This window comes from Streptomyces sp. CA-249302, from assembly GCF_050936785.1.
Taxonomy (GTDB): domain Bacteria; phylum Actinomycetota; class Actinomycetes; order Streptomycetales; family Streptomycetaceae; genus Streptomyces.
The window spans coordinates 6,843,740-6,864,669 of sequence record NZ_JBNJMG010000001.1; the positions used below are offsets into that span (position 1 = coordinate 6,843,740).

28 protein-coding genes are annotated in these 20,930 nt (G+C 70.7%); 1 reads left to right on the top strand and 27 read right to left on the bottom strand.

Annotated elements, in window-relative coordinates; all coding sequences use genetic code 11:
* Positions 1-46 precede the first annotated feature (46 nt).
* The 13 genes from ACQEWB_RS30940 to ACQEWB_RS31000 form a co-directional block, all read right to left on the bottom strand.
* Positions 47-1,171: a DnaB-like helicase N-terminal domain-containing protein gene (locus tag ACQEWB_RS30940; protein ID WP_432836719.1), complete on the bottom strand. Its 1,125-nt coding sequence runs from the start codon at positions 1,169-1,171 to the stop codon at positions 47-49.
* Complete coding sequence (locus ACQEWB_RS30945) at positions 1,171-2,445, bottom strand: DNA cytosine methyltransferase (RefSeq protein ID WP_432836721.1); 1,275 nt, start codon at positions 2,443-2,445, stop codon at positions 1,171-1,173. Before ACQEWB_RS30945 ends, ACQEWB_RS30940 begins: the two co-directional genes overlap by 1 nt.
* Positions 2,442-3,311 (bottom strand): hypothetical protein, encoded by an 870-nt coding sequence (locus tag ACQEWB_RS30950; RefSeq protein ID WP_432836723.1) that lies wholly within the window; start codon positions 3,309-3,311, stop codon positions 2,442-2,444. Before ACQEWB_RS30950 ends, ACQEWB_RS30945 begins: the two co-directional genes overlap by 4 nt.
* Before the next feature lie 104 nt (positions 3,312-3,415).
* Positions 3,416-3,796 (bottom strand): hypothetical protein, encoded by a 381-nt coding sequence (locus tag ACQEWB_RS30955; protein WP_432836725.1) that lies wholly within the window; start codon positions 3,794-3,796, stop codon positions 3,416-3,418.
* The gene (locus tag ACQEWB_RS30960; protein WP_432836727.1) at positions 3,793-4,074 is read right to left on the bottom strand and encodes a hypothetical protein; all 282 of its coding nucleotides are present in this window, start codon (positions 4,072-4,074) and stop codon (positions 3,793-3,795) included. Before ACQEWB_RS30960 ends, ACQEWB_RS30955 begins: the two co-directional genes overlap by 4 nt.
* Positions 4,071-4,877 (bottom strand): hypothetical protein, encoded by an 807-nt coding sequence (locus ACQEWB_RS30965; RefSeq protein ID WP_432836729.1) that lies wholly within the window; start codon positions 4,875-4,877, stop codon positions 4,071-4,073. Before ACQEWB_RS30965 ends, ACQEWB_RS30960 begins: the two co-directional genes overlap by 4 nt.
* 67 nt (positions 4,878-4,944) lie before the next feature.
* Entirely contained in the window at positions 4,945-5,709 is a 765-nt protein-coding gene (locus ACQEWB_RS30970) for a hypothetical protein (protein WP_432836731.1), read from the bottom strand.
* Entirely contained in the window at positions 5,706-5,981 is a 276-nt protein-coding gene (locus tag ACQEWB_RS30975; protein ID WP_432836733.1) for a hypothetical protein, read from the bottom strand. The genes ACQEWB_RS30970 and ACQEWB_RS30975 overlap by 4 nt, the downstream gene beginning before the upstream one ends.
* 59 nt (positions 5,982-6,040) lie before the next feature.
* Entirely contained in the window at positions 6,041-7,831 is a 1,791-nt protein-coding gene (locus ACQEWB_RS30980; RefSeq protein WP_432836735.1) for a TraM recognition domain-containing protein, read from the bottom strand.
* Positions 7,832-7,879: 48 nt separating this feature from the next.
* Positions 7,880-8,650 (bottom strand): DUF317 domain-containing protein, encoded by a 771-nt coding sequence (locus ACQEWB_RS30985; RefSeq protein WP_432836737.1) that lies wholly within the window; start codon positions 8,648-8,650, stop codon positions 7,880-7,882.
* Positions 8,647-9,246, bottom strand: coding sequence for a hypothetical protein (locus ACQEWB_RS30990; RefSeq protein ID WP_432836739.1), 600 nt, complete (start codon positions 9,244-9,246; stop codon positions 8,647-8,649). The genes ACQEWB_RS30985 and ACQEWB_RS30990 overlap by 4 nt, the downstream gene beginning before the upstream one ends.
* Positions 9,243-10,133 (bottom strand): DUF317 domain-containing protein, encoded by an 891-nt coding sequence (locus ACQEWB_RS30995; RefSeq protein WP_432836741.1) that lies wholly within the window; start codon positions 10,131-10,133, stop codon positions 9,243-9,245. The genes ACQEWB_RS30990 and ACQEWB_RS30995 overlap by 4 nt, the downstream gene beginning before the upstream one ends.
* Positions 10,130-10,477, bottom strand: coding sequence for a hypothetical protein (locus tag ACQEWB_RS31000; RefSeq protein WP_432836743.1), 348 nt, complete (start codon positions 10,475-10,477; stop codon positions 10,130-10,132). Before ACQEWB_RS31000 ends, ACQEWB_RS30995 begins: the two co-directional genes overlap by 4 nt.
* A 192-nt stretch (positions 10,478-10,669) precedes the next feature.
* On the opposite strand from ACQEWB_RS31000, the gene ACQEWB_RS31005 reads away from it, so the two are divergent.
* Positions 10,670-10,870: a hypothetical protein gene (locus tag ACQEWB_RS31005; RefSeq protein WP_432836745.1), complete on the top strand. Its 201-nt coding sequence runs from the start codon at positions 10,670-10,672 to the stop codon at positions 10,868-10,870.
* A gap of 110 nt (positions 10,871-10,980) precedes the next feature.
* Here the strand turns inward: ACQEWB_RS31005 and ACQEWB_RS31010 are convergent, their stop codons facing one another.
* From ACQEWB_RS31010 to ACQEWB_RS31075, 14 genes are all read right to left on the bottom strand, one after another.
* Complete coding sequence (locus ACQEWB_RS31010; RefSeq protein WP_432836747.1) at positions 10,981-11,334, bottom strand: hypothetical protein; 354 nt, start codon at positions 11,332-11,334, stop codon at positions 10,981-10,983.
* Positions 11,331-12,137, bottom strand: a complete 807-nt coding sequence (locus ACQEWB_RS31015) for a DUF317 domain-containing protein (protein WP_432836749.1) — start codon at positions 12,135-12,137, stop codon at positions 11,331-11,333. Before ACQEWB_RS31015 ends, ACQEWB_RS31010 begins: the two co-directional genes overlap by 4 nt.
* Positions 12,134-12,523 carry a hypothetical protein gene (locus ACQEWB_RS31020; RefSeq protein ID WP_432836751.1) on the bottom strand — a complete coding sequence of 130 codons (390 nt, stop codon included), beginning with the start codon at positions 12,521-12,523 and terminating at the stop codon, positions 12,134-12,136. Before ACQEWB_RS31020 ends, ACQEWB_RS31015 begins: the two co-directional genes overlap by 4 nt.
* 29 nt (positions 12,524-12,552) lie before the next feature.
* A complete protein-coding gene (locus ACQEWB_RS31025) occupies positions 12,553-12,681 on the bottom strand; it encodes a hypothetical protein (protein WP_432836753.1) in 129 nt (42 codons plus the stop codon).
* 155 nt (positions 12,682-12,836) lie between these two features.
* Positions 12,837-13,199: a hypothetical protein gene (locus ACQEWB_RS31030; protein ID WP_432836755.1), complete on the bottom strand. Its 363-nt coding sequence runs from the start codon at positions 13,197-13,199 to the stop codon at positions 12,837-12,839.
* Entirely contained in the window at positions 13,196-13,591 is a 396-nt protein-coding gene (locus ACQEWB_RS31035) for a hypothetical protein (RefSeq protein WP_432836757.1), read from the bottom strand. Before ACQEWB_RS31035 ends, ACQEWB_RS31030 begins: the two co-directional genes overlap by 4 nt.
* Positions 13,592-13,618: 27 nt before the next feature.
* Positions 13,619-14,374 (bottom strand): hypothetical protein, encoded by a 756-nt coding sequence (locus ACQEWB_RS31040; protein WP_432836759.1) that lies wholly within the window; start codon positions 14,372-14,374, stop codon positions 13,619-13,621.
* A gap of 26 nt (positions 14,375-14,400) precedes the next feature.
* Complete coding sequence (locus tag ACQEWB_RS31045) at positions 14,401-15,102, bottom strand: hypothetical protein (RefSeq protein WP_432836761.1); 702 nt, start codon at positions 15,100-15,102, stop codon at positions 14,401-14,403.
* 20 nt (positions 15,103-15,122) lie between these two features.
* A complete protein-coding gene (locus tag ACQEWB_RS31050) occupies positions 15,123-16,034 on the bottom strand; it encodes a hypothetical protein (RefSeq protein ID WP_432836763.1) in 912 nt (303 codons plus the stop codon).
* Positions 16,031-16,804 carry a hypothetical protein gene (locus ACQEWB_RS31055; RefSeq protein ID WP_432836765.1) on the bottom strand — a complete coding sequence of 258 codons (774 nt, stop codon included), beginning with the start codon at positions 16,802-16,804 and terminating at the stop codon, positions 16,031-16,033. Before ACQEWB_RS31055 ends, ACQEWB_RS31050 begins: the two co-directional genes overlap by 4 nt.
* Positions 16,801-17,217, bottom strand: coding sequence for a hypothetical protein (locus ACQEWB_RS31060; RefSeq protein WP_432836767.1), 417 nt, complete (start codon positions 17,215-17,217; stop codon positions 16,801-16,803). Before ACQEWB_RS31060 ends, ACQEWB_RS31055 begins: the two co-directional genes overlap by 4 nt.
* A gap of 107 nt (positions 17,218-17,324) precedes the next feature.
* Positions 17,325-17,822: a hypothetical protein gene (locus ACQEWB_RS31065; protein WP_432836769.1), complete on the bottom strand. Its 498-nt coding sequence runs from the start codon at positions 17,820-17,822 to the stop codon at positions 17,325-17,327.
* Between the two features lie 34 nt (positions 17,823-17,856).
* Positions 17,857-19,656: a hypothetical protein gene (locus tag ACQEWB_RS31070; protein ID WP_432836771.1), complete on the bottom strand. Its 1,800-nt coding sequence runs from the start codon at positions 19,654-19,656 to the stop codon at positions 17,857-17,859.
* The gene (locus ACQEWB_RS31075; RefSeq protein WP_432844107.1) at positions 19,653-20,795 is read right to left on the bottom strand and encodes an AAA family ATPase; all 1,143 of its coding nucleotides are present in this window, start codon (positions 20,793-20,795) and stop codon (positions 19,653-19,655) included. Before ACQEWB_RS31075 ends, ACQEWB_RS31070 begins: the two co-directional genes overlap by 4 nt.
* Between the last annotated feature and the right edge of the window lie 135 nt (positions 20,796-20,930).

Genomic DNA, 20,930 nt, shown 5'->3' on the forward strand with positions numbered 1-20,930 from the left:
TGCCGGGGGCCGGAGTGGGGAGGTCCGGTCACCGGCGGGTTCGGGGTCAGCGGGACAGGCGTGCGGCGGGCGGGGCCGTGGCCGGCGGCGGGCCGGCCCGGGGCGCGGCCGTGGCACTGGCGCGCGCGGGTCTGGTCGCCGGCACCGGGGAGGTGGCGTGGCGCCAGCGGGTGCGCAGGGTGTTCAGGTCGGCCAGGGCGCGGCGGCTGCCGGTGATGAGCTGGTGGGGGGTGTTGGCGAGGTCGTCGGTGTAGGCGGTGATCCGTGTCGCGACCGTGTGGGCGCGGGCGAGGAGAGCACGCCTAAGGACGTTCTCGCCCCAGTATTCGGGAGAGCCCGCGGGCGTGGACACCACGGCCATCAGGTCGCGGGAGGTGAGGGCGTCGGTGATCAGTCCGCGGATCTGGGCCTCGCCAAGGACGGTGACGGGGTCGACCATGTCGCCGCGGTGGACCAGCGCGGTCACACATTGCCACAACGCGGCGTGCAGTGGCGAGATGAAGTCCTCCGCCGCCAGCCACCGCATCTGCTGGACCTCGGCCGGGTAAGCGGTGGCCGTGGCGAGCAGGAGGCGTTCCTCGTCGAGGTCTTCGGCGCTGCCGTGCCGTGCGACGGTGGTGGCGGGTTGTGAGCGGGGGAGGGAGCCGGGGTGCGGGGCGAACTGGCCGACGAGATCGTCCAGGACGCGGCCGAGGGCGTCGGCCTGGACGAGGGCCGCGGCGGCGGGGTTCGGTCCGGTGGCGTCGGTGGCGGTGTGGGCGAGGCGTTCGGCGTGCAGGCGCAGGGTGCGGCGGGCGTGGTCGGCGCGGATCATCCGGGCGTACGCGGCGGCGTGCTTGGGCTGCGGGCAGAACTGGATGAGGCCGTGGATGTAGGAGGCACTCAGGCCGCGGGCGTGGGGCCGGGCGTGTTCGAGCACTTTGTTGAGCCAGACGGTGTCCTTGGCGTGGTCGGCGGGGTCGGGCGCAGGGAGGGTGCGGATCGCAGTGAAGAGGGTGGCGTGGCTGTGGTTGTCGAAGTGGCCGGCGGTCAGGGTTCCGGTGTCGGCCAGGCGCCGGGGTTCGAGGAGGAGGGCGCCGAGGAGGGCCTGTTCGGCGTAGTACACCGGCTTGGGGGCCCGCACGCGGTACAGATCGTCATAGTCCTCGGTGGTGTCAGGGGTGTCAGGCATCAGGCGGCGAGAGTGAAGTCCTCGGGATTGACAGGCTGGTTGAGGTGCGGGGCGAGCAGGTGGGCTGCCAGACGCGGAGGCACGGCGTTGCCGATCTGGGAGAACTGCTGGCCCTTGTTGCCCTGCCAGGGGTAGTCGGCGGGAAAACTCTGCAGGATGCCCGCTTCGCGGGCGGTGATCCTGATCGGATCCGGCACCGGCTGCTCCTCGTCCTCCACACTGCTGGCGGTGGTGTCGGCGACCCAGGTGCACTCGTTGGCCCGGTGACCGAAGAACAGAGTTCCGGCAGGCTCGGACAACGGTCGGACGGTGGCGTTGGCCTGGTTGTTGCTGCGCAGCGACCACGCCCAGCGGCGGGCATCAGGGGTGAACGCGGGGGCCGCATCCTCGGACGATTGGTCCTCGCGGGTGCCGTGACCCGCGGCCTCGCCGGAGCTTTCGCGGCGGGAGGCAGAGACGGCGTCGGTGTCGCTACGCGGCGACCAGGTGCCGCGGGCGCGGGCGTCGGAGAGGGTCTTGCGGGAGCCGGAGGGGAAGGGTTCGGGGCCGCCTCCTGGTCCACCGCCGGCACACACGGTGGGCACGGGCCGGTCGGTGGCGCCCCAGCCGAGGGCCTCGGCCATGGACACCCAACGGGCGCGGCCCGGCCCGAACAGGCTCTCCGGCTCGGCATGTTGGGCGTGCGTGGGCGGCGGGGGCTCGGCGGTGCGTACACGGGAGGCGAGCAGGATCGCCCGTCGCCGTGTTTGCGGAACGCCGTAATCGGCCGCGTTGAGGACACCGGTCCACACCGAGAATCCCCAGGCGCGCAGGATGGACGCGTACTGCCGCCACAGGGGCAGGACATCGGGCACCTCTTCCATCGCCACCCACTCGGGCTGGCCGAAGGAGTTCAGGGCGTGCAGGTAGCGCATGGGCTCGGCAGCGAGCAGCGACCGCTCGTCCCGGCAGGCCGTCAGCAGCGCTTTGCGGGTGTCGTGGCCGGCGGCGAGGTCGGCGACGGCCTGGTGGACGAGCGGCTGGTCGAGGAGGCCGAGGCGCTTGCCGGCCATCGACCATGCCTGGCAGGGCGGGCTGGCGATGAGCCCGGTGGTCTTCCCGAGAAACGGCCCCACTGGGTACATCGCCACGTCGGTCCGGATCGTCAACTGCCCTTGCGCGGCCCGGGTCTTGCAGGCCCACTCGTCCCATTCCAGGCCGATGTCCAGCACGCCGAGCATGGCTAGTGCGTGGCTCCAGCCACCGGGCCCCGAAAATAGATCGAGCACGATCATGTGGCCAGCCCGAAGTCGTCCTGTGTGGCTGCGATTTCGCCTCGGCAGGCCCAAGGAGAGCACCCGTCGGTTACGCCCTCTTCCAGTTGCTGCGTGGCTTCTTCGGTGTCGATTTCCTGCTGGAGTGCGGCCCATTCGGCGGCGGTGACGTGGTCGATCGGGGCTTCGCTCAGCGGAATACGGGAGCGGTGCAGGAATGCCTGGCCCAGAAGCAGGTTCCCGGTGGCGTTGGCGCGGGCGTTTCCCTTGCGGATAGCGGCATCGAACTCCACCACGTCTGCCCACTCGGCAGGAGAGTTGTCGCGGATATTTCGCCACTGGGCGTTACCGTGAAATGGGCATCCAAGGCAGCTCGATTTCGGAGTGTCGGCCAATCCGAGCGAGGAAAGGTAACGGATGCAATCGCTGCGTGACCAGCCCATATCGATGAGCGGGTGCCGGTTGCGCATGTACTTCACGTCCGCGTCCTTGGCGCGGTGGAATTCATCCGTCGAGATGCCAACCCACTGCTCCACAAATACGTCGCGTGGAATGCGGGCGGGGTAGGGGTAGCCGAGGAGTTCGCGAACCTTCTTCTTGATCGGTTTTATCTTATATTCGCCGGTGCATTGCCTCCTGGTCATCCCCGCCTTGCCGTCCTGATTGAGGATGTAGAGTGGCATGGAGGCGAATCTGTGATCAGGGTCTAGCGCATCGCTGCGAATGTTCCCGGACGTCACGCGTAGAATGGGTATACCTGCCGGTTTCGCTACCTCCCGCTCCAGGCGGTCAAGATGCGAATAAACGGCATTCGGTTCCCACCCTGTGTCGGCGAAAATGGCGTAATCGACCTTGGGGAGAATTCCTTCGGCTGACAGGGCGAGCATGGCGCTGGATTGAATTCCGGCGCCGAGCGAGATCGATCGGAATACGGGGTTGTCGGAAATGAGGACGTCCTTGCGGTGAATGGGGTGCTGGCCATGGCGGGTGGTCAGCGGCGGAGAGTGGAGGCGCGATGCCCGGCGGGTGGTGGCGGAGCCGGGGTCGTGGAGGGGGCGCGAGGTGCGGCGAAGGCGGGGCGTACTTCGTCGAGACCGGCAGCGAGGTCGCGGGCGGCATCCGTGGCCGTACGCAGCCATTCCCAGGTGGGGGCGGGGAGTTGGCGCCAGTGGGCGTTGTCGCGTGCCCATTCGAGGATCTCGGCGGCGTTGCGCAACTGCTCGGCGAGCTGGGCCAGCACGGCGTGCTGCTGGTTGGGGTCGCGGGCGGTCATCAGGGTCTGCAGGAGTTCGTCGAGGGCGGCGGGCACCGGGGCCGGGTCGTGGGGGAGTCCGTAGAGCCGGGCGTGCAGGGGCCGGGCGATGCCGGTCACGAGGCCGCCAGAGGAGTCTGTCGGCTGAACTGCACCTCCCAGTACGGCTCGTGGTGCATGATCGTCCACCACTGCCCGAGGGGGTGGACGGGGGCGCAGTCGACGAACATGCCGCCGTCGGGGCTGTCGATCTTGACGTGTCCGGTGGTGGCGTCATGCTGCGGGGTCCAGCCGACGAGGTGGATCAGCGGGCCGATTGCGTCGGTGAGCGGGTCACCCGCGCCCGCCATATATCGCGGGGAGACCAGGACCCGGTCGTCGGGTCCGTACGCGGTCACCGGTGGGCTCCCTGCGTGACCACGGTCTTGGGTCCGGCGGCCACTTGGGTCGCAAGCCGAGCGGCCGGGCGCGGCTGGGCCAGGGCCTGCTGCCCCTGCTCGGTGACGGAGATCTTCTGCCCTCCCGCCCACAGGGAGGTGCTGGTGTCGTGGGTGACGAGTCCGCGCTTTTCCAGGGCCCGATAGGTGGCGATGGAGACGCGGGTGCCGTCGTTGGTGGCGACGCGGGTTACGCCCAGTCCGCGAGTGGCGCTCTCGTACAGGTAGCCCCCGCCGTTGAGGGCGGTGAGGGCGTCGTACTGGGCCGCGGTGAGCGCGGGGCCCGTCGTCTGCTGTACGGCCGCGGGCTTGTTCTTGTGCGCGGTGGTCAGGTCCTCGGTGATGCCGTGGGCGAGGTAGTGGCAGCCGATGGCGCACAGGTCGAGCTGGTGGACGGCATCGTTGAGGTGGCCGTTCATATTCGGGATGGCCTGGGCGTGCCGGACGGTGCGCACGGCCTCGTCGTCGGCCGGGTAACCGGCGAACTGGGCGCCCTCGTACGGGTTGGCGAGCACCACATGGGCCAGGTCGGTGCCAGCGAGCGATGACGAGGACACGACCGAGGCCATCAGCTCCAGGCTGGCCCGGCTGCCGGCGACGCTGGTGTACGTGCTGTTGTCGAGTGCGCTCAGGCGCACCAGGGCGGTGGCCGTGAGGTCCTGCGCCTGCAGGAGCAGGGGGCTGATGTGGCGCAGCGCGTCCGTGCCGGGTGTGTAGGAGATGTCGCGCACGCGCGCCTTGAGGGCTTCGAAGTCGTGTGCCAACTGCCTGAGTTGACCGACTTGTTCATTCAGGTCGAGTGGGGGCGTGGGGATCGATGGCTCCTGTGGTTCAGCGGCTTCGCGTGGTGGCCTGCCCGGCGGCGGGCAGGGGGCGGGGTGTGGTTCCGGGCGCAGTGCGCGGCCCGGCGGGAGGCGCGTCGATGACCGAGGCAAGGGCGGTGACGCCGGCCAAGGTGAGCCGTACGCGGTCCAAGGGCGGGCCGCCGACGTAGGCCGCGCGTGCCGAGCCCGTCGTCCTTTCAGCCAGCCCCTTCGACTCCAGGGCGCGCAGGGTGCTCATCAGCACCTTGGGCTCGCGGGAGCGGGTGAACTCGCGCCCCAGGGAGCTGCTGGCCGTTACGTGTCCGCAGGCGATCTCGGCCAGGGCGGTGCGGTGGGCGGCACCGAGCTGACCGTCGGGTGCTGGTGCAGTGGTTGAGCGCCGCCGCCTGGTCTCGGAGGCCAGCGTCACGGCGCTGGTGACGGCGGCTTCCGGAGCCAGCGCGGTCAGTTCGCGGGCGGAGCGGGTGTTCAGGTCGATCGAGGCGTCGGCGAGGATGACAAGCTGCCTCAGCCGCATGATCACTTCGGTCAACTCCTCACCCTCATAGAGTCGTTCGCCTTGGATGGCCTTGATGGCGGCACCGGTGGCGGAGGCCAGGCGGTGCGCGGAGTTGGCGTAGGCATCCGGCAGCGGTGCGCCTGCGGCGTGCAGGAGCAGGTCGAGCGCGTCGTTGTGCTGGGTGTACTGGTCGGCCAGTCGGAGCAGCCGCTCAACGGGCGTCGGCGGTGGCGCCACCTCGAACAGCAGGGCGTCGGCGGGCGATTCAGTCATGCGCGAGACCAGTGAGAAAGCGCGGGCGCGGAGGACGGTGCCGAAGTGGCGCCGGGCTTCGATACCTGTTCGGCCGGGCTGTGCGAGGCCGGTACGAAGGATTCGAGGACGGCGGCAACTTCGGCGATGTGCCGGATGCAGGCAAGTGCCTGCTGGTTGGTCGCGCGGTGGCTGATGGCCCGCAGGGTGACGTCGGGGTCACTGTTGCCGCATTCGAGGCAGCAGCGGTGGTCGGGGTTCCAGTCGTCGGGGACGCCGTGGATCAGTGGCATAGGCGGTCCAGGTGGGCAGGCGGGCGGTATGCAGAGGGAGGGTGAGGAGGCCGGCGGTCTTACGCGGCGGGGCCGAAGGCGGACTGCTTCGGTGCGGCCTTGGCGATGGCGCGGGCGGTGATGCCCTTGGAGGCGCGGGCGGAGGCGGCGGAGAGTGCGTCGGCCCCGGGCTCGAGATACCAGGGACGAAGATCGAGCATGGCCGCGCGCATGCCGGTGGCGAACGCGAGCGCGGTGCCCTTGGGCAGCGCGCGGATGGCGTCGGCGGCCAGGATGCGTTCCTGGCGCATGGACACGGAGGTGGACTTCCCGGACTCCGAGGTCGAGGTGGAGGTCGTCTCGACGTCGTGGTCGCCGATCAGGCGGGACAGCTTGTCGGCGAAGTCGGGGTCGTCGATACCCGAGCCGATGACCTTGATGGTGGAGGCGGACCACATGGCGTCCATGCCCGCGTCGCCCCACACTTTCTGGCCCTGCCTATAGCTCTGCAGGATGGTGATCGGGATGATGCCGCGCGATCCCAAGTGGGAGTACAGGTCGGGCAGGTCGCTGATTTTGCAGACGTTGGCGGCCTCGTCGAGGATCGCGAGCATCGGCGGGTCCAGGCGCCCGCCGGAACGTTCGGCTTGGGCTGTCGCGGCGCGCATCACGCTGTCCGCGCACGCGGCGATGAGGGCCGAGGCTCCGCCTCCGCCGTCCTTCGACAGCAGGTAGAGCGTGTCCGTCGAGGTGACGAACGCGGAGGGCCGGAACTCGGGCACGTCTTTTTGGGGTGTCACCCAGGCGGCGATCTCCGAGTTCAGCAGGGCGGCGGCGTACTGGCGGGCCGTCTCGTAGATGCCGTCTCGGGTTTCCGGCGGCCCTTCCACGGTGCCCTTGAGCTGGGCGGCGACCGCGGCGAACTTGTGGTCGCGCAGGATGTCGAGCGGGGTGCGGTCGGCGGGGAAGGCGAGCCAGGCCATCACGTCGGTGATCGGCCGCTCGTCGAGCGCCGCGGCCAGGAACAGCTGACTCAGGATGTTGCTGCCGGCCTTCGACCAGAAGTCGCCCTGCTGGGACGCGTCCACGCTCGCGGCGAGGAAGTGCCCGGCCAACCGCCCTGCGCCGTCGAGGGTCTTGGCATCGACCAAAGGGTTCCACCACATGGCCCGCTCCGCGTGGGCGATCTGCTGCGGGTCCATCGACCAGGTCCGGCCGACGGCAGCCCGCGCGTCAAGGGTCGCGGTGTAGGCATCGCCGGCGGCCTTGTTCGAGGTGAGCAGGACCGGGCCGGGCGCATTGAGGATCGAGGGGATCGCCAAGCTGGTCGTCTTGCCGGATCGGGGTGCCATGATCGCGACGGCGACGTCCTCGTACCCCATGCGCACCTCATGCTTGGTGCCCTGGAGATTGCCGAGGAGGATGCCGGTGTCGGCTGCGGCGATGTGCTTGGCGTCTTTCAGGCTTGGGCGTAGCGAGCGCGCCTTGTCGGTGATGGCCTTGGCCATCAGCGGCTGGATGTCCTTCTGCTTGGCCATGCCGGCGACGCGCTTCTTACGCCCGCTGCCGCCGCCTCGGTACCGCTTGTAGAGCACTGCGGCGGTGATGCCTAGCGCGACGAGTACGGCGCCGGGCAGGATGCGTGTGCCGATCAGGAGGGACGTTTCGCTCAGGTTGGGCCACAGCTGGTCGGGGTGCAGCAGGGCCTGAACCGGCTGGTAGGGGGCGGTGTTGGAGGTGGTGGTCCAGGCGGTGAGATTGCCGCCGAGCCAGGCGAGGTTGGACAGGGGCACGGCGACGGCGATGGCGCCGAGGAGGACCTTGAAGGCTATGTCGTAGCCGTCGGTGGGCGTGGAGTTGGGCTGGGGCAAGGGCTGTTCCAAGTACGGGGAAGGAGGGGGCCGGTCACGACGGACTGGTCAGCGTGTGCGGCCTCGCGCCGGTCCGGGCGGCGTGGGGGCAACGTTGGCCACGTGGTGGTGTCGCTCGGTGAGGGCGCTGATGCGTCGCTCCAGGGCGAAGGCGACGTCGGTCGCGGGGATGTGGCGGGTGTGCACGGTCATGCGGTCGCGGGCCCAGCCCGGGATGCGGCGAGGGTCGCGCATGAGGGGCGCGGGGTCGGCGAGCGCCCGTGTCACGGCGGCGATCAGGTGCAGGGGCGTGGTGCCGGTGAACACGGCTCGCCAGATCGTCGGGTCTCGGATGACGGCCGTCTCGATGTGCCACAGGTCGCTGCCGGGGTTGCCGAGCCGCTCGATGCGCGTGATGCCGTCGGGGGCTGCGAGCCCGCCGAAGTGCCGGGGCGGTTCCCATCCCGCGTCCTGCAACGTCGTGAAGGGGTCGGGCGAAGCGGTGGGCGCACCGGATGGGTCGGTGAGCACGTCGGTGAAGGCGGCGATGATCTCGACGGGGGTGCGGGCCTGGAAGGTGGCCGCCCAGGCGGGATGATCCGCGGTTCGCGCCTGCCGGATGGTCCACCAGTCCGAATCATCCGGATCGCCGGGGGCCAGACGCAGTTGCGTGAGCTGGTCCGGGCTGGTGAGCAGGACGCGAGGGATGAGCGGGTCATGTCCGTAGCTCCAGCCGGAGACCCGATGCAGGGGCTGGGTGATCCAGCCGGCGTCGCCGATGCCCGCGAGGTACCGCGGGGAGATGAACGCCTGCTCGACGGTCTCGCTCGCGCCCGTCACCGCCGGCCCATGGACGGTGTGGCGGTGGCCGTGTGTACGGGCGCCGCCGTCGACAGGGTCCGCGCGGATGCCGTCGAGTGCCTCTGCGCCAGCGCGTTGACGGTGAAGAGTGCCTGGCCGTGGATGGCCCACTGGTCGAGGTAGGACCAGGCTTCCGCGTAGCTCTCGGCGAGCGGTTCCTCGTACGCCTTCGTACCGGGCCGCGCGCTCGCGGGCAGCGCGGCGCGTTCCGCGAGCCAGTCGTCGCGGACCGCGTAGAGGCGCTGCGTGGCATCCCGAAGTTCTCGGACCTGCCATGCGTAGCGGCGGGTCCGGTCGGACGGCGCTAGCAGGGCGAGCTGCCGCTGGGCGACGTCCACGAGTTCGTCGGCGTGGTAGTACACCCGGCCGAACGCGGACAGGGTGTCGGCGTCGCGTTTCTGCTGCCGGCGGCCGTAGGCGTCCTCGTCGTGGGGCTGGAACGTCTCGGGGTCGGAGTGCCGGTCGGAGTAGTGGTCCCAGGCGGTGAGGATCTGCCTGCTGTGCCGCAGATAGATGGCGAGCTGGCTCAGATAGAGCCGGTGGGCCGGGCTCCCGGGTTCGAGTGAGATGGTCAAAGAGGGCCTTTGGGCGGGCAGTTGTGATGGAGGGGCGGGGTGCGGAGCGGCCGGAGCCGCTCCGCACGGTCAGCGGCTGCGGGCCGCGGGCGTGACTGCCTCGGCGGCCGGGCCTGTCGACGGCCGGGTGCTGGGGCGGCGCTGCGGCGGGCCTTGCGGGCGGCGGCCCGGCTGGCCTTCAGCCGAGCTTCGTGGGCGGCGGCGAGCTGCTCGCCCTGGGCGCCGCGTTCCACCTGCGCGACGAGGTGGTCATGCGGGACGTCGTATCGGCCGCGGGAGACGGGCTCGGCGTCGATGAGGGCCGTGGCGAATCCGGCGATCAGGTGGCGTGGGGTGCGGTCGTCGAAGTACGCGTGCCATAGCCGGTGGTGGCCGCCGAGGCCGGTGGGCAGCGCGACTTCGGCCTTCCAGCTGAAGTAGTCGCTGGTCAGCGTCGCCGACCGCTCCATGGCGGTGATGCCGTCCGGATGGCGGGCGTACTCGTTGCCCCGTTCGTCGCACTCGTACGTCCAGCCCGCTGCCTGCAGCGTCGGCCAGATGTCTGGCTCGGCCGCGGGCGGGGAGCGTAGGAGCGCGTCGGTGAATCCGGCGATGATTTCCACGGGTGTGTTGGCGCCGAAGGACGCGTGCCAGTGCTGTGACGAGATCCGCCACCAGGAGCCGTAAGTATCCGGGGTGGGTTCGAGGACGAGCGAGTGCCGGTAGTCGGGGCTGGCCAGAACAACGTGGGGGAAGTCGGGGTCGCCGAAGTTCTTCCACCCGCCGGCCCGCAGAGCCTGGGTGACGTGGCGCGGGTCACCGGCTCCGGCGAGGTGGCGGGGCGTGGTGTCGCACCAGATCCGCGACCAGGGATCGTCGGCTGCGCTGGCGATATAGGGACGTGTCACGGCGCCGAGGGAGCGGCGGGCTCAGGCGCGTAGCCGTTCAGGCGCTGTACGTCCCAGTGCAGGACGTGCAGGTCGGTGGCCTCCTGGGCGGCTTCCCGAAGCCCGGTGACGATCAGGTGGATCTCGTCGCTGTCGGCCTTCGCCTCCTGGGCGATGAGGCGTGCGGCGTTGCGAAGGATGTCGCCGAGCAGGATGGGGACGCCGGTGTCCTCGTCGAGGAGGACGGCGAGCAGCGGCAGCACGCCGGCTACGGACGGATTGGTGTGCAGGTAGTTCTGGACCTGGGCCAGGGTGGCGGTCGCCTGCGCGACGTCGTCGGCGCTGGGGGCGGAGGGGGTGGGCAATTTTCTCCTTGGATGGAAGGGACGGGGCCGCGCTCACCATGGCCGGACTGGGCGCTGTCCTCTGGGTATGCGTGTGACGTCCGGGGAGAAGGTGCGGAACTGTTCGTCGAGTCCGTTGAAGCGATCTCTGAGGTCGGTCAGGTCGCTGTACGCGTCGCAGCAGAGGTCCTGCAGATCGTTGGCGTAGGGGTCTTGGACAGCGAAGTCGGCACAGGTGGTTGCGATCACGTCGAAGATCTGGGCGATGAGGTGGAGTGCACCGTGACTCCGGTCGACGATCGGAGTGAGGACGTTGGCGAGATCCTCGGGGCGTTCGGCTCTATCAAGCTGCCGGCCGAGGCGCAGGAGTTCGGCGGTGAGGGCCTCAACGCCACCGGGCGGGAGGTCTTGTGACTGAGTCAGGGTGATGCGCTTTCGATGGGGCGGCGGGCTGAGGTGAGACGGTCAGCGGCGGACGCGTGCTCCGGCTTGGGCGTACGGCCGGGGCGTACAAGCCCCCGGGGTCAGCGGTGTCTCTTGTGGCGACCTAGTCCGGGTGGTGGCGGCGCGGGCGAGGCGGTGCCGGTGCGTTGAGCGGCTTCGAGGCGCCGCAGATGCTGCAGGCGGTGCTGTTCCGGTGTGACGGGGCTGGGTTCCAGCGTGAGGTGCAACCGTCGGTCGGGGCTTTCCAGCAGGACATGCGGATAGCCCGGGACCGAGTGGTTGCTCCAGCCGGACGCGAGCAGGTACTCGGTCACGTGGCGGGGGTCGCCCCCGCCGGCCAGGTGGCGCGGGGTGACCTCGTCGAGCCAGCGGACGGCGTTGACGCGGTGCAGGGTGGGGCCGTTGACCTTGGAGTAGAAGCGTTCGTGGCTCACCGCATCCGCCCGGCCTTGGCGTACGGGCGGGCCCCGGGGCCTTGAGGGCGTGCCCGGTTGCTGGCGAAGGTGTTGCTGGCCCAGGTGGCGGCGCGGGCTGCGGTGATCCGGGCCTGCTGCCATGCGTTGAGCTGCGAGGGCAGCACGGACACCGAGGTCGTGCGGATTCTCTGCGAGGGCGGGACGTGGCCGAGGGGCCGCATCACCGGCTGCGGGTCGGCGAGCGCGGTGCTGAACGCCTGCACCAAATGCATCGGCGTGGTCGGCGTGAACGTCGCCTCCCATACCGTCCCGTGCTCGTTGCGGGCGCCGGCCCACCAGTGCGCCTGTCCGGGGGCGGACTGGTGGAAGCGGACGACGGCGTCGCCGTCCGGACTACGGGCGGTGAAGTGCTGTCCGCGCTCGGTTTCCCATCCCTGTGCCTCAAGCGGCGCCCACACATTGGGGGCGTGTGCGGAGCGCGGCCGGGTCAGCGCGTCGGTCATTCCGGCCACGATCTCGACGGGGACCTGCCGGCCGAGAGTGGCGTGCCACGCCTCCTCCGTCCTGGTCTGCTTCCCGCTGATCGTCCAGCCGCCGGGCTGGGTGAACGGGTCGTACCCGATGCGCACGGACTTGTCGGGGCTGTCGAACACGACGGGACCGCCGGTCTTGGACTTGTCCTTCCAGCCCGAGGCGCGCAGGTACTCGGTGACGAAGCGCAGGTCTCCGCCGCCGGCGAGGTGCCGGGGTTCGACGAGGTAGTGCTGCTGGGCCTGCTGACCGGTGGGGCCCCAGCCGGACCACTGCTTGTTCTTCTTCACCGGCGCCGCCTGACGACCATCGCCGATGCGACCGGCGCGGCGGTGGGCCCGCTGGAGCTGAGGGCCCGCGCGGCGACCTTCTTGATGGCGCCAGTGTGCTCAGTGAGGCCGACGCCCACGCTGTCGAGTTCGTTGGCGGCGCGGCCCAGCGCTAGCCAGACCTCGGGCGGCAGGATGCCGCGCTCGGAGTTGACCTTCGCGAAACGCGAGCCGGTGGAGACGAGTTCGGTGACCTCACCGAGGAGACCGGTGTCGTAGTCCAGGACGTTGGCGAGGATCTGGGCTGCCTCGCCCGGCGGCGCCAGGGCGAGGTGACGGCGGAGCTGGCCGATCTGGGCGGTGATGGCGTTGGCCAGCTGTATGGAGGGGAGATTCGAGTCGGGCATGGGCCTCCTGAACAGGCCGTTCGGGGCTGCTAGTTGTGGTGCCGGATGCGGTAGCTCTCCACGAGGAGGGCGGCGTCGCGGCGGCGGGCTTCGTCGAGGACCGCCTCGGGGCGTCCGCCCGCCAACGGGATGGTGCGCTCCCAGCTGCCGACGCTCACGGCGCGCAGGTAGCGGCGGAACAGGGCGGTGACCAGGCGGGGCTTGCGGTCGGCGGTGATGGGCGGGGGTGTGCGGTCGGGAGTGTGAGTGACGGCGGGCTCCTGGCGAGGGTGGGGCCGGCCCCGGTAGACCGGGGCCGGCGAGGGTCGGTCGGTCAGCGCGTACGGCGTGCTTGCGCGGCGGGTGGTGTGGGTGGCGGTGCTGGTCGGTGTGCTGCCTGTTCGGCGAGCGCTGCGCGATAGGCAGTGCCGCCGAAGAGGCCCGCGTCGATGTCGACCCGGTATCCGGCACGGGCCAGCAGCGGCGCGGCCTGGTCGGCCAGGGCCTTCATGGCGATCTCGTCCATCTCGTCCGGGATCTGATGCCAGACGTCACCCTCGGCCTGGTACCGGTAGAGGCCGAGGGCGTCGAGCAGCGCCAGGAGGGGCTCACCGGCGCCGGCGCGGGTGTCGGCGTAGATCGCTCCGTCGCGGTGGCAGAAGGTGACGTCGACGTCGTAGTCATCGGCGAGGCTCACCGGCGGCGTGCCCCTGCCGGACGCCCCATGGCGGGCACGGCGAGCGGCGGGGCCAGGGCGCCGTGGTCGCGCACGGCCGTTGCGGCGTCGGTGTAGGCGGCGGCGTCCCAGACGTCATCGTTGATGCGGACCACATATCCGGCCTGGTGCAGCCAGGGCACCGCATGGGTGGCGAGCTGCTTCTTCGCGTCCTCGTCGAGGTGGGCGGGTGCTTCGTGCCAGACGTAGACGGGCTCGGGGGTGGGCAGGGTCCGGCGCTCGAAGCCGAGCTGGTCGAGGAGGGCGAGCAGCTGCTCGGGCGCGCCGGTTGGGGTGTCGGCGTGCACGGTGTCGGTGAGGGGCTTGAGGTAGATCGTGACGTCGGTGCCTTCAACGTCGGCACGGGATCCCACGTGCGGTTTCTCCTGTGCGGGTCGGGGCTATCGCCGTCGCGCGGACGGCGCGGACGAGGTGGCGGGCGGCGCGACGGGGGTGGTGTCCAGGGCGGGCCGCGTCTGGGGATGGCGCAGCACGGTGTCGATGCCCAGCGCGGACAGCCGTTCTCCGGTGGCTCGTACGGTGGCAGCCTGGCGGGCGGTGTCGTCGCCCGGCAGGACAAGGACGGCTCGCGATGTGTCGAGGACGAAGCCGTGGTCTGTCAGTACCCGGGTGATGTCGGCGCGGTCGGGCTTGTCGACCACGAGTGCACCGTCCGACCAGGTCATGACCAGGCGTTCTTCAGCGGACGATTCCCGCGTGAGGTGCTCGGCGTTCTTGAAGACCTGGTGGGCCGCGACGTAGTAGCGGGGAAGGAGGTCGAAGGTGATGTTCTCGGCCGCGCTGAACGGGTCGGCGTCGACCGCGATTCCGTCGGGCTCGCGTACGCCACGGAATGCCTCGGCCGGTACGTCGTCGGGGGCCAGTGCGGCGATGAGGTATCCCTCGGCGTGGCCGGGCTGTTCCGTGACGAACAGGCGTGTTCCGTCGTGCCGTTGCAGCACGGCGCAGTGGTCCACGGGGTGCTTGGCCAGTGCTTCGGCGACCTCGTTCATGTCCCAGACCGCGTCAGCGAGGACGTGGTGGGCGTTGAGGCTGCCGCGGTCCCGGTGGTACGCGCTGGTCCAGGTGCCCGGCAGTTCGCCGGCGAGGACGGCGGCGAACGAGCCGAGTGTGGTGTCGGGGGTGGGGTCGTGCATGGGCTCCTCGAGAGGGAAGGGTGCGATCAGCGCCGCGGGTGTGCTGGCGCGGGTGCGGCGATGGGAGTGGTGGTCAGGCGCGGCGGGGGCGGCGGGCAGGCGCAGACGGCGGAGGCTTCGCGCTCGTCCGGTCCGGCCTCGGTGGTGCACGCGCGGCGCTGGGGGTGGTCCTGGTGTCGGTCGGCGAGGTCGTTGCGCATGTGCGCGAGGTCGGACCACAGGACGGCGAGCCGGTGCTCTGCGAGGTACTGCAGCCGCTTTGCGGTGTGCGGATCCGGCGGTTGGCCGAGGTCTTGATAGAAGGCGGCGGTGGCCGCGAGGACCTCGCCGAGGGCGATGAGCACGCCGTCGTGGGAGGCCGTGAGTTCGGTCAGGGCGTCGGCGACCTCGTCACTGGTGGTGGCGTCGCGGATCCGCTCGGCCAGGTGCGCGACGGAGGAGCCGAGCGGAAGGTAGTGCGGCTCGCGCATCTCGGTGTCGAAGGCGTCGTCGGTGTCGACGCCGTACTTCGTGGCACGCAGGCGGGCGACGGCGCGGGTGGCGAGACGTTTCTCCTCGGCTTCGTCGAGGCCGATGGGCAGGCGGTGATAGGTCTCGTGGAGGCGGACGACGGGGACGAAGCCGCTGCGTTCAAGGATGCTGTGGGCTTCGGGATCCCCGCCGCGGGCGAGGACTTCCCCGGAGTGCACATCGCGCCTCAAGGTCAGGAAGCGATCGGTAAGGGCCAAGAAGGGTGCTTTCAGTCGGGTCAGCGGGAGAGCCGGGCGCCGGACAGGCCAGGTGCGACGATCCGCGTGGATGCACGGGGTGTTGGCCCGGCAAGGGGCGCTTGAGCGGGGGCTGGCAGGGCTGCAGCCAGAGACTCGAGACTCTCTTGGATGCCGTACAGGCGGCGGGCCACCATCTCCAGCTGGTGCGCGATGTCGGGGCCGTACGCATCCGGCAGTTCATCGAGGCGGTGGGCCGCGTGCTCGATGAGGCCACGAACCGTGGACAGCGGCCCGGTGCGTTCGGCGGCGAGCTGCCGCAGCAGCACACCGAATTGAGAAGCGGCATCGGCGGTGCCGGCTTCCAGTCGGCGCCCCGTGAACCGGGCTTGCTGGACGGGCTGCTGCAGATCCGGTCCACTACGGGGCGAGATGAGGCCCAGCTCTGCCTCGATGCGTCGGCTCTCCGCCGCCAGGAGCGCGAACAACCGGTGCGGCTGTGCGGTCCACGTGCCGTCGGCCCGGATGAGGTTGGCGATCAGATCGAGGCGGCCGGGCTGCGCCTGCACGGCGATCCAGCGGCAGCCGTGGTCGTCGCCGGGGTGTTGGATGCCGGCGGCGCGGGCGATCCGGTGGGCGATCTCAGTCCACTCGGGGCGGGTCAGGTCCCGGTCGTCCGGGTGCAGCCGCACGTCCGCGTGCCAGATAGCGCAGCGGTCGCCGTGCGGACTGACTGGGGCGGGGTGGCGCCAGTTGGGGTCGTCCAAGTGCTCGGCGAACTCGGCGGTCGTCCAGCTCTGCCCTTCGTCGAGGGGGGTGTACACGTCGAGGTTGTTCCAGTGGGCGACCACCGTGTGGTCGGTCAGGGCCTCACGGTCGCTGACCGGGCGGCCGAGGGCTTCGGCGAGCGCCTCGCCGGCGCTGAGGTCGCGCGGTCCAATACGGATGATCATGGGGTGGGGTCCGGGCGGTTGGGGATGAGGAGGGCGAGGTCGTGCGCCGTGGTGATCAGGGCGCGTTCGCGTACCAGGTCGGCGTGGACTGCCAGTTCGCCGGGCGGCAGTAGCTCCAGGGCGTGGTCGATGGCGGTGAGGGCCTCGGGGTACTGGCCCAGACTGCGCCGGGCCGAGGCGATGCGGAACAGTGCGATCGGATCGTTCAGCCCGCCCTCGGGGAGCAGCCCTACCAGGGCGAGCAGCATGGGTGCTCGGCCGGGAAGGAAGGTGCCCAGCCACACGCCGTGCAGCAGGACGTGCAGGGTCTTGGGGTGGCCGGGTGCAGCCACGAGAACCCGGTGCATGACGGCGAGGCCGTCGGAGCGGGACTGCCCCAACCGTGAGAAGCCGTACAGGGCTTCGCTGTACGGGTCCTCGTTCAGCACGCTCACCGGCACCTTGTTCATGAGGTTCTCGATGTCGCGGCAGCGGAAGTCGTAGCGCAGCGTGCTGAGGTAGAGGTGCCGGTACGTCCGCCAAATCACCGGGTTCGGGCCGGCGTCGGTGACGTGCTCGGGGGTGAGCGCGACCAGTGCGCTGTTGCCGGCGGCGCGGGCCTGCCAGGCGACGTCGGCGCACACTTCGGCCGACTCCTGCCACGTCGCCTCGATCTCGCGCAGAGCCTCGGCGAGCAGCGTCGGCCACTGGTTCCCGGTGATCGCCTCGATGGCCGCTGAAGCCGCACCTGTCAGGGCTACGGCGCGCTCCGAGCTGAGTGCCTGTGTCACCGGCTGCCCCGGGCGTCGGCGACGTGCACCACCTGGTTGAGGTGGGTGAGCGAGTACCAGCCGCAGTCGACGTCCTCGTCGGCCTCGGCCAGGCGCGGGACCAGGTAAGTGCGCAGCGCCTGCTGGTAGATGAGGCAGTCCGGACACCGGCTGGAGAGGTGGACGAGGTAGCGCGGGTGCGCGGTGACGTAGGTGCGTGCGCCGCCGGCCGGGTCGTACAGGCGCCAGCCGTCCTCGTCGGTCGGGGTGTGCCACGAGGGGGTGACGACTTTGTAGGTGTCGCCCCACAGTTGCCTGCCGGAGGTGCCCTTGAGGATGACGACCCGGTCACCGGGCCGGAAGTGGGCGTGGGCGATGTCCCGGTCGGGGGTGACGATGTCACCGGGGGCATGCGGATGGCGGGATGCGGGCACAGTGGGGTTCCTTCCACGAGGTGCGCGGGGAGGCGGTGGGAGGAACAAGGATCCGGACGATCCCCGGTTTCGGTAACCGGGGATCGTCGGGTATACGGTCCCGCGTTCTACCGGAACGGGTTCTCCGTCCCGATGTCGTCGGACGCCGCGGCGTCTAGGAGTTCGGGCAGGTCAGAGCCCTTGGCGTCACGCTGGTCGATCCACCATCCTGCGCGGGAGACGGTGCGGATCTTGTCCTCCAGGACGGCCCAGTCGGCCTCGTCCCAGGTGCCTTCACTTACCAGCGCGCTGTAGGCGGTGGTGACGAGCTGGTGGCGGGAGCGCTCGCCCCAGTCCAGGGCCCGCTCGGGTCCTTCCAGCGGCGGCATGTCGAACTGCTCGGCCCACTCGCGGGCGGCCTGCTGCTCCTTGGCGCGCTGGGCGGCGAGCCAGGCTTCCTTGGATTCCGTGTCGGAGTCGCGGGCGGCCTTCCAGCAGTCGGTGCAGTCGCGGCCTTTGAGCCAGCGGGCGAATGAGGCGCGCCGGTCGGCGCGACGGTTGGACAGGTCATGCGCTACTTCGTGTCCACAGCTGTGGACGATGTTCCAGGTCTTACGGACTGCCACGTGGTTGTTCCTGCTTTCTGTCTTCTGCGTCGTCTCAGCGTGTCCTGCGGATGGCGTCTGTGGCCGCCGTGGCGATGGCGACGGGAGCGCTGGAGGGCTGGGGCAGGTGCAGCAAGGTGGTCCCCGGCAAGTGGTGGGACTTCGCGGTGAGGGTGAGTTGGAGTACGGCGCAGCCGGCGGTCGTGAGCTGCTTGACGCGGGTGACGGCTTGAGCGGTTTCGTCGCTGCCGTACCGGGCGTCGGTGACGATCACGAGGAGGCGGCCGGCGCCGGGGCGGCTGAGTTCGAGGCCGTGGTCGAGTGCGTCGATGGCGTCGCCGAGGTTGTGGTGGCCGCCGTTGGCATCGAACGTCGTCACGCGCTCTGGTGCTCGGTGGGTGGGCCGGATAAGTGCGGTCAGGTGCCTGTCATAGGCGATGGTGGCGGTAAGGGAGTCGGGGTCGGTCAGGGCTGCTGCGCGTGCCACGATCCAGGCAGCGGACGCGACGGGCGCGCAGGCGGCCCGCATGGAGCCGGAGACGTCGACGGCGATACCCACACGCAGCGGTGGGGTGGGGGAGTTGCGGCGGCGGGTGTGGGTGAACGGTTCCGCGGTGGGGACCGACCCGGCCGCGCGCTGAGCGTCGCGGGCGAGGGCCGCGCGCATGTTGAGGCGGCCGGGCGGGGTGGGGCTGGTGGTCCGCTCCTCGGTCCGCTCGCGGTAGGCGGCGGCACGCAGGGCGCGGCTCAGGCGCGCGGCGGCACTGTGCTCGGCGGCGGTGGGCCTGCGGGTGCCGGTGACCGGGTTGCCGTAGGGCGCCGGTGTGCCGTCGGGGGTGACGGTGGTGCCACGGGCGTTGAAGACCGCCTTGGCGGTGGCGGCGGCTTTGCGTCGCTGGCCGGCCCGCTGGGCGCGGTCCTGAGCCTGCGCCTTGGACTGCGCGGCCATGGCGTTGGTCGCTGCGGCCTGTGCCGCGAGGTCGGCGGCGTCGGTGGCTGCCGTGCTGTCCATGACGACCCCCACGGCGCCGGACAGCAGATCGGTGAGGTTCTCCGGCACGGGCAGGGCGGGGGCCGCGGTGTCCACAGCGTCGCACCATTGTTGAGCGTGGTCGAGCATGGTCGTGGCGTCGTGGTCGGCGCACTGGTGGGCTGCGGTCCAGATGCGGGTGAGTGTGGCCAGCAGGTTGGCGCCCAGCACCTTTTCGCACAGATCGGCGACGGCCCGGGTCTCGCCGGCGTCCAGGATGCCGACGTCACGGCGGCCGAGGACCAGGGCCGCCACGGCGGCGGCGTGCTCGATGCCCTGGAGGGTGGGGTGGGCGATGTCGGGCATGACCAGGGTTCGGGCACTGGTGCGCAGGTACGTGCGGTCCGTGGGCCGCGTGATCAGGTGTGCGCCTTCGACACGGCTCTCCTCCAGCAGGAGCGCGGCCTCGACGACACGGGGGTTCGCTCCGGCTGGCGCCGTCCAGAGGGAGTGGGCCGCGTGCGCGGCCTCGTGGACGAACACGCCCCAGGCGGCGGGATACCGCTCCTCGTCGCCCACGATCCGCGGATGGATCTCGTGGGGCTTAAGCGGGGCGAACAGGTCGGCGTCGAACTCGACCTCGCCCAGCGTGGGGAAGAACGCGGCCGGTGCGCCGCTGCGCGTGCCGGGGCGGCAGGTGACGAGGAGGTCCTGGCGGCCGGAGAGGGCGACCAGCCGGTCGCCGAGTTCGGCTCCCACGCGCAGCCACAAGTGCGGGGAGGAGCGGGGTTGCGCGGGCGGGGCGCCGTCGTCGTCCCATCGCGCGAGGTCGGCGTCGTCGTCCGGTGTGGTGGCGGGGGACTGGACGTGGTGGTGGGCGCTCATCGCGAGCGGCCCCGGTGCGCGGAGCCGGTGCTGCCCGGGGGCTGTCGGGCGGCCGAGGCGGGGAGCTGCTTGCCGAGGGTGAGGGGCGCGATCTTCTTGACGCCCGCAGCCTTGATGACGGCGGCGGCGACGGCGTCGCGATCCTCCACAGGGGCGATGCCGACCAGGTTCGCGAGCGCGGCTTTGGTGCCGAGGACGGCCTCGGTTTTCTGGTAGCTGAGCAGTTCCCGCAGTTGGGGGGCCCAGCCCAGCTCGCCGAGTTCGACTTGGCGGGCGAGGTGTCGGGCGACCCGGACCACTCGGGCATCGATCCTCAGCGCCAGGGCGAGGTCATAGTCCGTGCCGATCTGGATTTGCACGCTGAACCGGCTCGCGAGCGCCTCCGTCAAAACCGCCCCGTGGACGCCGGGATTGTGGCCCGCCACCACGTAGAAGCCCGGCTCGGCCTTGATGGTCTCGCCCTTGTGGGCCTTGACCTGGATCTGCCTGCGCCCGTCCATCGCGGGATACAGCGCCGCCAGCACCTTCGGTGAGATCAAGGTGGCATCGTCGATCAGCAGGGCGCGGCCCTCGGTCATCGCGGTGACCAGCGGACCGTACTGGAAGACGTAGGCTCCCGCGTCGTCCTGTGTGTATTCGCCGATCAAGTCGCCGACCGTGGTGTCACCGTCACCGGCGACGGTGAGCAGGTCCTCGAACGCCGCCTCGACCAGACTCGTCTTCCCGGTGCCCGGAGGGCCGTAGAGCAGCACCGGCACGTCGGCGTCGCGCAGACGGTTCAGCGCCTCGACGTCGGGCAGATCGGCCAGCTCCCGGGGGTGATAGAGCTGGCCCCCCGCGCGGCGGATCGGGCCGGTCTGCCGGGGCGTGGCTGCTGCGGGAATGGTCGTGCGGGCCGTGGCCGCCGGGGCGCGGGGAGCGTGGGTGCCCGGTGGGCTGATCACAGCCCTCTGCGCGGCGGCGGCAGTTTTCGCGTTCGCGCGGAACTCCGGTTGTCCGGTCCCGCCTTGGTCGGCCTCGCCGCGTCGCACCAGGGTGAGGGCGGCGTTGCGGACGGCGCCGTGGGAGTGGCCCAGCTGCCTGGCCATGTCCCCGATGGTGAGCGTGTCCGCCGGCCGGTCGGCCAGCAGTCGGGCCACCTTGGCCCGTAGTTCGCCGCCCTTGGTGCGCGCTGGACTGGCAGGCGTTCCGGGTGTGGTCAAAACGAGGATCCTTCAACACGTGCGGGTGCGGGTGCGGGTGCGGGCGGAGTTATCGATGCGCTGGAGAGGCCA